Genomic DNA, 13666 nt, shown 5'->3' with positions numbered 1-13666 from the left:
ATTCGATGATTTTTGCATAACAGTGTGCTGCTGATTTCCGATGCTCGTAGCCGGCAACACCAAAAACATGAAGGGGAAGAAGTACTTTTACCGCAGGCTGTGCGAGTCTGAAGGTCTACCCCTTGGACCGCGCCCAATTGCCGGGAATGCAATGATTTCAAAAGCTGCGTCGGCCCGGAGGCATGGAAAAGCCGCCTCACACGGATCAAACACGGGTTCGCCCTTGTATTAATAGCCGTACGAGGCGAGCGGTCGACGCGAGGCGGTCCGCTTCGGTCCGGCACTCTTAGCTTCTCTCGTCGGCACTATCATTCAAAACGCCGCCGCTGGTCGAAATCGACCGGACAACAACCTGCGACCGCGCGGAGACTATGGCTGCAATCGCCGAAAAACGTGAGCAGGATCGCACCGCGCGGCTGATGCGATTGCATCTTTCCCCGTGCTGCACTGGCCTGTGTCAGGCGGTCTAGGTTCGCGCTTCGGTCCGAGCAAGAACACTGTCAGGGCAGCGAGGAACGAGGCAACGGCGCTGTAGGCAAAGGCACTGGCAACGCCGGCATCGTCCACCAGCAGTCCGCTGAAAATCGCGCCGGCGGCGATGGTCACTTGGAACGTTGCGGCCATCAGCCCACCGGCGTTTTCGGCCTGCTCGGGAGTGGCGCGCAGCACCATGCATTTCTGCAGTCCCACCGGCACCGCGCCGAAGGCAAGCCCCATACAGTACCGCAATCGCCGAGGCCCAGGCCGATGCTCTCAACGTCAGCAGCGAGACAGCGGCCATCGCTATGAGCAGGGGGGCAGGGCCGCGACTGCCTTCAGGCTGTGCTCGGCCAAGAATCCGCCGGCCAAATTGCCGAAGAAGCCGCCGATGCCAAAGGCGAGCAACACGAGCGAGATCGTCTCGATGTTGAGCGCGGGAACATTCTCGAGGAAGGCGCGGATATAGATGAAGCCGGAGAAATGCCCGGAAGCGACCAGCAGGACGACCAAAATCGCGACTTTTGATCATCGGATTCTTGGCCATGTCCAGCAGACTGCGGAAGCTGGCCGCTCCAATCGGAGGCAGCCTCGGAAAAGTCATGAGTTGCACTACTAGTGTAACGGCGCGGAAGACCGCAGCGATCATGAAGGCGCTTCGCCATCCCAGATGTCGCCGACATAGGCGCCGATTGGACCGCGCAAACGGCAGCGAAGGTACGCCGGTGAGGATGATCGACATGGCGCGCGCGGGCGGTCAGAAGAACCGGCAGCGACCCCGCGACGGCACCAGGATCGTGCGCTGGCAATTGTGCTCTTCGGCACAGGGTTGCTGCAACCGATCTCGCACGTATGGGTCCTGAATGGAGCATGCTCAAGGATGTGGACCTCTACTCCGACTTGCTGACACTGACGGAGGGTGTCGGGGTCAACGTGGTTGGCCACGTGCCCGGCGCTATGGCGAGTGGCTCGGTGCTGAGCAAAGTCGCGGACGGCAAGGCGGACGCTCCAGAGATTAACGCGGCTGGCGCAGGCAATGCGGGATTCCGTTGGCAGAAGGAGCTCAAACAGCTAATTCGCTCAAGCTTGTCACCACCGCAGCACACGAATGGCGTGCCGGTCGGCAGGGCCGTGCAGGCCCTGGTGTTCGAACCCTCCAGTCACATCGCTAAGCAAAAGCATTCGCGTGCTTGCCAGCTCAACAGCACAGTCTCGGCGCTTTATCGGCCATGACGATCAGATTCGTTCGTCAGATAAGGGCAGCTTCAAGGGCCGTAACCGCACGCACCCGCAGTATCCGGCTCCCTCAGCGATGCTGCCGGCGATTGCAGCGCTAGAGCGCGGTAACTCAAGTTCGTTACAGCCCGCCGCTCAGCCCTCGAATTGACTTGCACCTGTCTTGGTCAACAGCAATCCATCGCACCAAACGTGGTCTACGCATCCCCACTCACAGGCGGCAGCCGCATCCGGAAAAAAACCACGTCCATTGAGATTTGCACTCGTGTTGCAGAGCAGCGAAATACCCGTGAGTTTCTCATATTCTATCAGAAGTTCTGCAATTGGGTGTTCAGAAGTTCTCGAAACTGTCTGAAGTCGCGCAGTCCCGTCGAGATGGACGACCGCCGGGATTTTTTCTTTCCACTCCGAACGGGTTCGGTGATCGAACAGCATGTAAGGATCCGGCGTGCCGGGGTCAAATATGTCAGGTGCACGATCCTCCAAGCATATTGGCGCTACCGGTCGGAAGTGCTCTCGAACTTTGATTTTGTTGAGATGGTCCTTCATTTCCGGCGAAGTTGCGGCCGCCAGGATGCTTCTGGCTCCCAAAGCACGTGGACCAAGCTCTGCGCGACCTGCAAGGAACACCACAGGCTTGTTGTCGGCGAGCACGCTGGCAAGTTCTTTCAGGCTGCAAGCAGCAGATTGCCAACCAGGCGGAACCTTGCCATGGCTCACATTTGGCCCGCTGTAAACTGACCAGTCGAGATGCACGAAACCTTTGTCGGCGGCCAGCGCGCAGCAAGCGGCACCGATCGCCGATCCGCTGTCGTTTGGAAACGGAGGCACCCAGACTGCGTCGAACAAACCGCTCGCCCGAAGAGCGCTGTTCCATTTGATGTTCAGCCCGCATCCGCCGGCTATGCACAGGTTTCGGGTTTTGGGGACTGAGTACCCACGCAGCGCCCTTGTCATCCCCTGGACGAGAAGACGCTCCACGAAGGCATGGAACGAAGCAAGTATGTCCTCGGGCGTTTCGGGGATTAACCGCGACGCGCTTGCATCGAAGAAGTCGTGCACAGCCGTGAGTAACGCGTCTTCGCTGTGGCTGTTGTTCCCGTAGCCAAAAGCAAGGTCCGTATCCCAGGCAAAATGGTCGTCGTAAAGCTCCTGAAACACATTCACGATGTGTTCATGGACCACTCCGAGCGCAATATAGGCCATCAACTTGCCGGCGATACCGAGATTCCAGCCAGTCCGCAGTTCTTGCCTGTAAGGACCGAAATGTTGGCCCGCGGCCGCATAGGCATGGCCTATCATCGGAAACAGGCACCCAACAAATCGGACTCCACTTGGCTCGACGTAGTAAAGCCGCGGAAAGATGCAGCCGTCCCATACCAGACAAAATGCCGGTTCCTCTGCTTTGGCGAATGAGCTGGTGCAGTATGCGGAAGCTACGTGCCCAACAACATGCGGGTAGCTTTCATAAGAACATGCCCCATTGTCGAGCATGAGACCGGAACCTTGATAGGCTGTCAGAGGATTTTCGGCGTACCGCTCCACATATGGCGCGCCGTTGAGAGTGATAGGGGAGCCGTTACTCAGAACCTGGAATTCTGACTGGATTTCACCGTCCCATCCGTCAATAACGAACCGGTCGATATCGCGCGGAGCAAGCCCGTTTTCCGCCAAAACGGCGGCGACCGTCTCAAGCCGTTCGATATGTTGGTATCGTGGGTTATTGTCGAGCTTCTCCTGCTCGATGCAAAAGACTAATCTGCCGTCTTCGACGACGGCGATTCCCCCGTCGTGCGTCAGTTTGATACCGCAAATACGCATAGTAGATCCTTGTCGAGGTGACCGTAGAGCAACCGCAGAAACGACTGGAAAACATGGTCGTGGGTTTTGATGTCGCGCTATGCAGGATCATAAGAAACCGGTAAATTAGATTGTTTGGATGTGAGGCATCCGCGCGATGAATGATAAGGTCTGCCGCGTGATCTAGAACAAAATGGCTGACACGCAAAAATCACTAGAATTGCGAGGCAGCGCTGTGCGGCACGGTGAGAAGGGCTGCCCACCGCAAGCCGTTGGGCAAGGATGTCCATGGTCACACGTCACCAGCGCCCCGGGAGGTGCCGCGCTCCCTCGGCACCGAGCGCGCGTGCTGAGCACGAAGGTGGTCGCGCTAGAAGAGAGCCTTCCCTGATCAAGCTACTCTTTAGGTCTCAATCGACAAGATTTTCGATGGCGAGGGCAGCGCCCAAAGGGCCTATTCGGCTTTTTGAATCGCGCCGTCATGTTGGAGGAACAACTTCCGACAACCGGTGGATCCCGCCTGCAGATCGGCAGCGGAACAGAGCGGCTAAGCGCGTGTGAGGCTAGCGCGGGGTCGGTCAAAGGGCATTGTCTCGGCTCACAGATGCAGTGTCGGCTCGGCAAAGAAGACGAGCTCGGCCCTATTGATGGATGATCGCCTTGGGGGGCGGAGAGATGACCGGCTTGCGCAGATTTGAGAGGGCGGTCGTTGTTCAGGTTGGCCGCCACAGTTCTGAGCGTATCGTATTCGATGTCAACCAGGCGGCCGCTATCCTGATGATCCGTGCCCTTCATCATCGGACCGAGAAACGGAGGGTAGCGATGACGCTTGTCTGCAGGTATTGCGTCGTGAGGCCCATCCACCAGCTGCTCGAAGGGCTTTTGTGGCAGCCGCGCTTGAAGCAAAGATCCTGCGCAGCGATTGAATGCTGTTAGCTCAAGGCTTGATGCTTCGAGTGGAAGTCGTCTGGCCTGCACACTCTGGAGAAATGTAGGCGTTGGCGGCCCCGGAACGCCTACCTCTCTCGCCGATAAGACGTTCTGCCAATCGAACACGTTGATGAGGACGTGATTGGCGTCGAGACCTGTCGATCCATCGGTGATCAGCACGCCGCGCGCATTGTTCCCGATCAGATTATGGAGAACATCTCGGCTAGTCATCGAAAGGCTCGGCGTAAATTTTTCCCTCGGCAATATGAAGTCGCGCGGCTTACGATCCGACACCTGATCCTAGACGGTCCAGGACGCCGGCGAGCTGGCCCTTCGCCGCAGCGGAAAGCGGCTTGATTGGCCGTGGGGGCTCGGCGGAACAGATTTCGAGGAGCTCGGCGATTGCGTAGACGACGCGAAGGCTCGAGAACGTCTTAAAAAGCTCCCAAACCGGGGCCAGGGTGGCGTCGATCCGGTGTGCTTCTGTGTGGTCGCCGTGCTGAGCGGCTCTGACCATCCTCAGGCAGGGGTCGGGCAAGATGCCACCGAGGACGCTGTACCATGTATCGGCGCCGGCGATCAGGGCCTCGGTGGCGTTCCAGTCGCCGCTGTAGCCGATCGAGAATCCTTTCGGCAAGATTTTTTTCTGGTGCGCAAGTTGGCCTTTGATAGCATCGCCCCGGTCGGCTGAGTTTTTAATAGCGAGGATCTCAGGCAGCTGTCCCAGACGCTCGATGAGCGCTGGCGTGAAGCGAAAATGCGTGTTTGCAGGATTGTCGTAGATTACGATCGGCAGGCCGCTTTCGCGCGCCACTGTCGAAAAATGCTCGAAAACTTCGTCGTCAGTAAGCGGGGTGTAGGAAACAGCCGCGAGCAACCCCGCGGCTGCGCCAAGGGCCTTCGCATCACTTGCATAGTGTACCGCTTCATCGGTGCGCAAAGCGCCCACGCCCACCACGAGCGGGACTCGTCCACGCGTCTCGTCCAGCGCCTCGCAAATCGCCCGGCGGCGTTCCGCGCGCGACAGATACATGTAGGTGCCGGTGCTACCGAGCAGGCCGATGGAATCCACCTTTGCTGCGCAAAGCCGCGCTGTCAGCTTTCGAAGCGCCAGGACATCGACGCCGCCGTCACTGTCGCTTGGCGTTATTGGGAAGGCCGAAAGGCCGCTCAGGAAAGCCATGCTGAAGCTCCCGTTGTTACATTGGGTGAAGCGTTGGGCGTCAGACCCCGTCCAGCGCCTGCTCTAGATCCGCGATCAAATCGGCGGCGTCTTCGAGCCCTACCGTCAGACGCATGAGGTCGTCGCCGACTCCGTCAGGCAAATGCGCGTCCTTGCGGATTGACTTGCGCGAGCGGGTCAGGCTTGCCGGATGATAGATGAGACTGTCAGCGTCGCCGAGGCTGACCGCCCTGATGATCAGCTTGAGCCGGTCCATCATACGGCGCGCGCCCTCGAACCCCGTTTGGAGGCCGAGAGCCAACATGCCCGAGCCTTGCGACATCTGTCTGCGCGCGATCTCATGGTCGGGATGAGAGCCGAGAAATGGATAGCTAACCCAAGCCACAGCCGGGTGCGCCTCGAGCGCCTGAGCGACCGCAAGCCCAGAGACACTGTGACGCTCCATACGCAACGTGAGTGTCTTCAACCCGCGCAAAATCAGGAACGCCGACATGGGCGAGAGCGCTGCCCCGGTGAGATAGCGCAGGCCAGTTTCGCGCAGCAGGTGCAGTGTTTTCGCATCGCCCAGTATCACACCGCCCAGAGCATCGCCATGGCCATTGATGTACTTGGTCAGCGAATGGATCACGATGTCGGCTCCGAGTTCCAGCGGACGCTGGAGGGCGGGCGAGGCGAAGGTGCTGTCGACGGCGACCTTCACGCCGCGAGAATGGGCGTGTTCGGCAATGGCAGCGATGTCGAGGATACGGCTCAGCGGGTTGATTGGCGTCTCGAAGAACACGAGCCGGGTCCTGTCAGTGATGGCGCCATTGAGATTGCTCGGATTCGACAGGTCGACGGCAACGACCTTGATGCCAAACTGCGGCAGCCCCTGTTCGACCATGGCGAGCGTATTCGAATAGAGTGTCTTGTGGACAATGAGTTCGTCACCTTGCGAAAGCAGCGAAAGGATCAGCGTGCCGAAGGCGGCGATCCCCGAGGCGAGTACCAGCCCAGCTTCGGCTCCTTCGAGATTGGCGAGCCGCTTTTCGAGGATCTCGGTGGTCGGGTTGTATTCGCGTGCGTAGAGCCTTCCGCCAAGCGCTGCGACGGCTTCGTTTGCTGCCACGCTTTCAAATCCATAGGTCGATGTAAGAAACACCGGCGTCTGAACGGAATTGGAAAAGCCGGCCGGATCGTAGCCATGATGGATGGCCCGGGTGGCGAATGCGAGACCGACGTCGTTCCGGGACGGCGTTGATGTTGCCTCGGCTTCAAGCTGATCTTCGGCGCTGGTCATCGGCTTTAGCCCTCTTGATTTCGGGGACAATGCCGTCACACTAACTCAGATGGAACGTCCAGTTGGCGATGAAAGAAATGGTCCAGCCTTCTCCTGAAGCGTCGACAGCTCGCTCGCAAGGTCTCGGCGCGCGCCAGATCTGCGAAGCTCTTCGCGAGCAGATCCTGGGTGGGATCTATGAAACGGGCAGCCAGCTGCCGTCGTCACGCGGCCTCGCAAATGAACTCGGTGTGTCGCGAACCACGGTCACCGTGGCGTATGATCAGCTGGTCGCCGAAGGTTTCATCGAGGTCATTCCAGGCGCAAGACCTCGCGTAGCATCTTCGCTAGTCCGAAGTAAAGAGACCAGCGCGGTGCCGAAACGGACTGGCCCGATCCACCTTTCCTGTTACGGCGAGCGACTGCGCGCCAGTCCGCCACGGCGCGATTACCTCCCCAACCGCCTCAAGGTCGATTTCCGTTATGGCGACCTCGCCCCATCTGATTTCCCGGCGCTGACGTGGAAGCGTGCGATGAACGCGGCGATGTCACAAAGCCCCGGAAGGCTGGCCTATCACGATCCACGCGGCTCGCATCGCTTGCGCCAGGCGCTGCAAGGATATTTGTGGCGTGCCCGAGCGCTTAGCTGCCAGGTCGAGCAGATCCTCGTCGTCAGCGGATCACAGCAGTGCCTCGATATGTGCGCGCGCCTGCTGCTCGATCCTTCTGACAGCTTCGTGATCGAGGATCCCTGCTATAGAATGGCGCGCCAAGTCTTTGCCAGCACAGGAGCCACGCCCGTCGCTGTCGCCGTCGATAGCGAGGGCATGAAGACCGAGCTGCTGCAGGAGATCCCAGCGCGGCTGGCCTATGTCACCCCGTCGCACCAGTTCCCGCTCGGCGCCGTCTTGTCGATTTCGCGGCGGTATCAGCTCCTCGAATGGGCTCGGCGCAATGACGCCTATATTATCGAGGACGATTACGATGGCGAGTACCGGTACGACATTCGACCGGTGCCTCCGCTGCATAAGCTGGAAGACCGCAGTTCCGTAATCTATGTTGGCACGATCTCCAAGACACTGTCGCCGATGCTGCGCATCGGCTACCTGGTGGTTCCGGCCGAGTTGCAAGACGTCTTTGCGATGGCCAAGCAGCTTCTCGACAGGCATTCTCCGGTCGCGGAACAGGAGGCCCTGGCCTCACTCATCGAGAGCGGTGGTTATGAAAGCCATGTGCGCCGCGTCCGCCGTCTTAACGGCGAGCGGCGAGAGGCACTGCTTGCCGTCCTTCGACGCGCGTTCGCAGACAGCATTGCCATCGAGGGGGCCGATGCAGGGCTGCATGTCGTCGTCTGGTTCAAGGATCTTTCTCGGTCGCTGGAGGAGGTCCTGGTTGAAGAGGCGCGGCGGGTCGGGGTTGGCATCCATCCGATTTCATCGCTGTACATCCGAGATGAAGGCCGCGCTGACCGGATTGGACTGGTGATGGGCTATTCCGCCCTGACTATTCGGCAGATCGAGAATGGCGTTCGGCTCCTTACTGGAGCTATCCAACGGGTAAGAAGCTTTGCCGAAGATTCGGCAAGATGCTCAACACCCGCCCTGACAGCGAGCGGGCCTGGCTCGTGACCCCAGAGTCGCGCCGGCATTGATCGCAGCCTGAATCAGCAAGACTTGCGGGACTGGCTCTGTCGGCCAGTCCGGGTCCCGGGCAGGACTCTGACCCTGGGACCTGGGGAAAGGAATTCTTGAGGAGACTCTCAAATCCGGTGGAAGCAAGGCGCCGTCGCGGCCGGCTTAAGGAGGAAGCGGTGTTGGATTTTCCGCTGATTGACGAAGAAATAGCAGAGATCGCACCTGACTTTCGCGCAATCAGCATTCTTTTTGATGCAGAGGACAGTGCGCGAGGCGTCATGGCTCGGGACGTGTTGGGAAAGGCTTGCGATTTCGCCCGAGCGGGGGGGACCCGCCTGGGGAGAAGCGCACTTGGCCAATTGGCGGAGGCATACGTCCGGTTCGGCGCGAAACCAAACCGGACGGCGTGCTCGGCGCAGGCATTGAAAAACGGGTGGAGAAGGATGGCCGCATCCCACCAATAAATCCTGTCGTTGACCTCTACAATGCAATGAGCCTGCGTTCCTCAATACCCATTGGCGGCGAAAATTTCGATGCATATGTCGGCAAACCGCGGCTGGCGATTGCCGTAGGAACGGAGTCCTTCCACACTGTTTTGAATTGGGAAGCGGTCGTCGAAAGCGCTTCCAAAGGGGGAGGTCATCTGGCGCGACGATTTGGGAGCTACATGTCGCCGCTGGAATTGGCGGCGGGGCACGCGCACCCGGTTGGAGGCGGTGGGCGGCCGCCATGTGGTTTATTTTGGAAAGCTTGGCAGCGATGCCGGTAGAGGCGCTCGAGCAGGCGGCTAAGATGCTCGTGAGCGGTCTGAGAGAGCTGACACCAGGGCGTGCCCAGCGTAGCCACGTTCCAAAGATTGCGCACCTCTTCGGGTTGCTGCTTTGATCAATCTCGACGTCAGACGCTCCCGGGCGAGCTTCAATCCTGGCACTCCGAGCCAGCATAACATCTCGTCGCGAAAGCCGGATTGCTTCGGATCGAAGCGGTTGCGAGACATCTGCCATGCTTGGGGAGACTCGCTCTCCGCCGAGGGGGATGCGGATGACGATTCATTTCCGCCTACCTCATCGACGTGTGTGACGACCAAGGCAGTTGTGCCCGATCCGCCGTTGGCCGCGTACGCCTGCCGTGCGGCAGTGCTCGAACGCCGAAATGACCTTGAGCTGCCGAGGCTGAGCTGGCCTGCATGCGCGACCTGATAGGCAGGCCGGGCAGCACGGAGCATATCGGCGATCTCGCTCGAGTCGCCGCACGCCCACCCGTCGGGCGAGCTCTCCGCCTCCTCGAAAAGGCTAAGTTCTCGAGCTGACTGGCCTGCAGCATATCTGCGGGTCGACCCCCAGCAGGACCCGGGTAACTCCGACTTCGGCGCCGGCCTCCAGGCGTGGCGAAGCTGTGACGCAGCGTGTGCCGGCCGGGCCCCTTTACGGGGTTGGCGCTTTTGCAGTCTCGGCGACGATCCGATGAATCTGCAGCGCCGGGTAATCGCGTGCTCTCCCCGGGAACAGCCAGCCACCGCAGCGACGCCCTGCTGCCGCCCGACCTACATGCGTAGCGCAGTCGGCTAAGCCGGCCGGCCGACAGCATGGCATCACGGCACCGTGCGCCGTGCCACGCTCGATCGGCAGCAGCATGCGCTCGTTGTGACCGTGGGCCATAATGCACTGGCCGCTCCTCCTCCCTTGAACGAGCCGCACGAGATGCGCCATCTCCGGGTAGGTGTCTTCAACAGCACCCTATCAGGGCCGCCAGAAAGGCTGCCCCTGATTCTATCTTTATCGCCCGGCAACTCGATCGGTAGCGGTACGCTGGCGACGGCGGAGCCACGGACGGTTGGGCGAAGCCAAGAGATGTCGGGGGCGCAGAAGCCGGAGGCCTCATTGTTGGACCGCCAAATTGTTAGCCCGATGATCCCCGCCATGCCACTTCACCAACTGGACGGCTTCAATTGCAACGAACTGGCTGTTTCCAGAGGGCCAGATTGCAAGTATCTGACCTGCAACGCACACAGGAGTTCCCCCGATGTACACCCCCTCCAGCCTTCCGAGATGATGATATCGATTTCGCAGCTAGCCACATCAGTTTGGCTCCGGATCGGTTCAGCATCTTTCCGGGTTGGCGCCTACTCTGCGGAAGCAGCTGGATAGCCTCGATCGATCTTCGGTCATTTCGCCTAGCAGATCAATGTTCTCAAGAGGCGCGGTAGTATGCGTTGCGTGAAAGTCGGCTCACAATGAAGCACAATCGTGTGAATGAAGAGCGGGTCAGTTTGATCGACTCGCCTCCCTATGCCGATCATTTCGGCCTCGTAAATCAACAAACGGCAGAAGCCAGTCAGCCGAGAATGGCGGCCGCCTTCAAGAAGGAAAGCCACTCCGTGCGCCAGGCGCCACTTCGGTTTGCACTCGACTACATGGCGACGCCCGGGCTTGACGTCAGGACGTTCTTCGCGCTCGCCCGCGATCTCGGTCTGACCGACGTGCAAATCCGGAATAATCCCTGCAGTAAGGCTGTTGTGCGCGGCAAGCCGTCGGCGGATGTTCGGTCTGCCGCTGCCGAAGCGGGCGTCACGATCATCTCAGTCAACGCTCTACAGCGGTTCAACGAATGGACTCCCGCCCGCAAGACCGAGGCCAGCAAGCTCGCCGATTATGCGGCCGCCTGTGGCGCCCAGGCGCTCATGCTGGTGCCGGTGAACGACGGTTCGTGGTCCGCCAATGGCGAGCGCAATGGCAATCTCCGCGTCGGCTTGAAGGCGCTCAAGCCGATACTTCAGTCGCGGGGTCTGATTGGGCTCATCGAACCGCTTGGCTTCCAGACCTCCTCGCTTCGGTCGAAGAACGAAGCGGCTAACGCTATTGCCGGGGTTGATGGCCAGTCCGTCTTCCGGCTTGTGCACGATACATTCCACCACACACTCGCCGGCGAGACGTCCTTCTTTTGCGATCTGACCGGTCTCGTTCACATTTCAGGCATAAACGATCCAGCCTTGTGGGTTCACCCGGATCGCCTCTTGGGAGGTTCCGACAATTGCAGCCAGATCCGGGCGCTACTTGATGGCGGCTATACGGGTCCCTTTTCTCTTGAGCTCGTCGAGGAAGTCCACGCATTGAATGACACTGCAGGCGCATTTGCCGCCAGCATCGATCTCATCCGACACGGGCTACTGGCGCGAGTGCCGGTCTAAGGCGCGTAGACAAATTGAGCGGAGAAGTCTTTTCGAGATCGCTCCTGTATCCCGCTCATGCGGATGCTTGCCGGATCACCATTGTCAAGACTGGCCATTGGACTGCCTTGGGCGGCCGCGGCAGTTCGATGGGCCCGCAAGGCGAAGGTTGGATCTGATGCTGAGGGCGGCGGACTATCGGAATTTTCGGACGAAGAGTAACTGGTGGCGGGCAGGGCGAGTGCGCGAGCCAACCGCAGGTGGTCCTGAGGTGATCTTTTTTTAGGACCGCGGTCGCGCAGCTGCTGTTTCACCTCGGCGGCCTCTCCGGGATCACCGACGACCGCTTCCTCCGACCAGAACTGCCGATACCAGACCCCGTAGCTATGAGCTCTCGATAGTGCGTCGGACAAGAATTCTGGCGCTCCAATCTGCGATTCAGCGTTATTAAACCCCCAGCTTCCTCTTCAGTTCCGCGTTCTCCTTGCGCAGGCGTTCCGCGAGCAGGCTCTTCAGTCGTTTGTTTTCTTCCTCAAGCGCGACGAGGTCCTTCAGATCGTCACCAACCGATGCGGGCAACGCAGCTTTCTTCCATTGATAGTAGGTCTGTTCCGAAATGCCGGCCTCCTTTACGGCGCTCTTGAGGGTGGCGCCGCCACTGATAGACTTCTGTATCAGGGCGAGCATCTGGGCGCGCTCCTTTTCAGAGTAGATCCTACGTCCGGTCCGCACGGTCGCTGCTGGTGCTTCCTCCGCCTGAGACGCCGCATTGGGCGCTTTCCTAGCAGGCGGCCTGGGCTCAGCCTTTGCTCTCGGCGACCGTTTGGCTTTCTTCTTTTGAGGCCCCTCTACCTTGGCTGCCGGTTGCGTTGCAGTTATTTCTGGTTCTGCGTCCAGGGGATTTGCCATGAGATACTCCGCTCGCGGTTTGTGAAAGTGTTCAGCATCAAGCGCTACAACACTTGAGTCAACAGGGCGACCATTTGGCAACTCCATCTCCTCGAGTTCCCTTGTTGTCTCGGCCATTGCTGCGGTAAGATCGACATCGCTCCAGATCGAACGACTCCGTTTTTGAGAACTGCGCTTCTGTCTGATCTCCACCGTGAATGCTCGGGGCTGTCGCCTCATAGGTCGTTCCTTGTGAACACGAATTATGCAGGAAGTCGCGGCAGACGACGAATGAAGGTCTGGCCGCTTCTTCTGTAGCCGAGCTATATGCATCCGACCGCCCGAGCAAGCCCCGCTGGCGACGCACACCCCGGAACAGACCGGTTCCTATGAGCACCTAAGAGCAAGTAGCAATGCCATCTCGGGACCGAGGAGGTGGTGGATTCCTGCAGCATGCAAAAGCTATCTCCCGTGTTTTCGATGGTAGACCGACGGCTGGCATCCGAACTGAAAGGAGCTGCTCGAGAGCTGCGATCCAATCTGCGCTGGCAGTGCAGGACGGCATACCTCCGAAGCCCGGTGCTACCGACGCTAGCCCGCTGATTAAAAACATGAACCGACATCGGTTGGCGCCGAAGAACGGACAGCTGCGCAGAATTGGCGAGCGGGGAGAGGGGAGGGCACGAGCCGAGTCGAACTCGCATCGAGCGTCGTCCGGCAGCGGCAGAGCATGACAGGCTTCTTCGACAAGAACGGAGCCTGACCGAAGCTACTCGTCGCCGCAGTGGTCGCTGGGGTGACCCTTCTTCGACGAGTACCGCGGCGGCCGCCTGGTCGGAACGTCGTCCCGGTACTGACCGCCACGCAGCGGCGTCGTGCGCAATCGGGAAAGCCAAAAATAGGCTTGCCCTGGGCAGGACGTTTTCGTGGCCCGCGGAGTGCATAAATTCCCCGAGCTTTTACGGGCCGCTATACCTCTTGGGAGCGAGTTTGCCACGCTCACGATATGTCCCCCGGCCGCTACTGGACGCTGCTGTCGAGACCCGAGAAAATTGGTGCCGTCAATTCTCGCGAAGTGACGGCACCAAGAAGGG

The 13666-nt window shown here is 59.7% G+C and carries 10 protein-coding genes and 2 pseudogenes; 6 read left to right on the top strand and 6 right to left on the bottom strand.

Annotated elements, in window-relative coordinates:
* Positions 1–34: 34 nt before the first annotated feature.
* Positions 35–192 (top strand): annotated as a pseudogene (locus tag AC0L3H_RS12595) (nitrogen fixation protein NifQ); the annotation flags it as partial.
* Between the two features lie 177 nt (positions 193–369).
* Here AC0L3H_RS12595 and AC0L3H_RS12590 read toward each other — a convergent pair.
* Entirely contained in the window at positions 370–717 is a 348-nt protein-coding gene (locus tag AC0L3H_RS12590; protein ID WP_473585654.1) for an MFS transporter, read from the bottom strand.
* 66 nt (positions 718–783) lie between these two features.
* The gene (locus AC0L3H_RS12585; RefSeq protein WP_473496079.1) at positions 784–990 is read right to left on the bottom strand and encodes a hypothetical protein; all 207 of its coding nucleotides are present in this window, start codon (positions 988–990) and stop codon (positions 784–786) included.
* Positions 991–1347: 357 nt separating this feature from the next.
* Here AC0L3H_RS12585 and AC0L3H_RS12580 point away from each other — a divergent pair, with 357 nt between their 5' ends.
* The gene (locus tag AC0L3H_RS12580; RefSeq protein WP_473494349.1) at positions 1348–1710 is read left to right on the top strand and encodes a hypothetical protein; all 363 of its coding nucleotides are present in this window, start codon (positions 1348–1350) and stop codon (positions 1708–1710) included.
* A gap of 138 nt (positions 1711–1848) precedes the next feature.
* Here the strand turns inward: AC0L3H_RS12580 and nodU are convergent, their stop codons facing one another.
* Positions 1849–3534: a nodulation protein NodU gene (nodU, locus tag AC0L3H_RS12575; RefSeq protein ID WP_473585653.1), complete on the bottom strand. Its 1686-nt coding sequence runs from the start codon at positions 3532–3534 to the stop codon at positions 1849–1851.
* Between the two features lie 821 nt (positions 3535–4355).
* Here nodU and AC0L3H_RS12570 point away from each other — a divergent pair.
* Entirely contained in the window at positions 4356–4439 is an 84-nt protein-coding gene (locus tag AC0L3H_RS12570; RefSeq protein ID WP_473585673.1) for a hypothetical protein, read from the top strand.
* A gap of 284 nt (positions 4440–4723) precedes the next feature.
* On the opposite strand, the gene AC0L3H_RS12565 is transcribed toward AC0L3H_RS12570, so the two are convergent.
* Entirely contained in the window at positions 4724–5626 is a 903-nt protein-coding gene (locus AC0L3H_RS12565; RefSeq protein ID WP_473585652.1) for a dihydrodipicolinate synthase family protein, read from the bottom strand.
* 40 nt (positions 5627–5666) lie between these two features.
* The gene (locus tag AC0L3H_RS12560) at positions 5667–6905 is read right to left on the bottom strand and encodes a trans-sulfuration enzyme family protein (protein ID WP_473585651.1); all 1239 of its coding nucleotides are present in this window, start codon (positions 6903–6905) and stop codon (positions 5667–5669) included.
* 68 nt (positions 6906–6973) lie between these two features.
* Here AC0L3H_RS12560 and pdxR point away from each other — a divergent pair, with 68 nt between their 5' ends.
* The 3 genes and pseudogenes from pdxR to AC0L3H_RS12545 all read left to right on the top strand — a co-directional run bounded on the left by pdxR (position 6974) and on the right by AC0L3H_RS12545 (position 11705).
* The gene (gene pdxR, locus AC0L3H_RS12555) at positions 6974–8512 is read left to right on the top strand and encodes a MocR-like pyridoxine biosynthesis transcription factor PdxR (RefSeq protein ID WP_473585672.1); all 1539 of its coding nucleotides are present in this window, start codon (positions 6974–6976) and stop codon (positions 8510–8512) included.
* Positions 8513–8694: 182 nt separating this feature from the next.
* Positions 8695–9403: pseudogene (locus AC0L3H_RS12550) on the top strand (B3/B4 domain-containing protein).
* A gap of 1459 nt (positions 9404–10862) precedes the next feature.
* Entirely contained in the window at positions 10863–11705 is an 843-nt protein-coding gene (locus tag AC0L3H_RS12545) for a TIM barrel protein (protein WP_473585671.1), read from the top strand.
* A 426-nt stretch (positions 11706–12131) separates the two neighbouring features.
* On the opposite strand, the gene AC0L3H_RS12540 is transcribed toward AC0L3H_RS12545, so the two are convergent.
* Entirely contained in the window at positions 12132–12593 is a 462-nt protein-coding gene (locus AC0L3H_RS12540) for a transposase (RefSeq protein ID WP_473585650.1), read from the bottom strand.
* Positions 12594–13666: the final 1073 nt, after the last annotated feature.

This window comes from Mesorhizobium sp. WSM4816 (assembly GCF_055811535.1).
The sequence above is the reverse complement of the archived record's forward strand: the minus strand, read 5'-3'. Positions and strand labels throughout refer to the sequence as shown.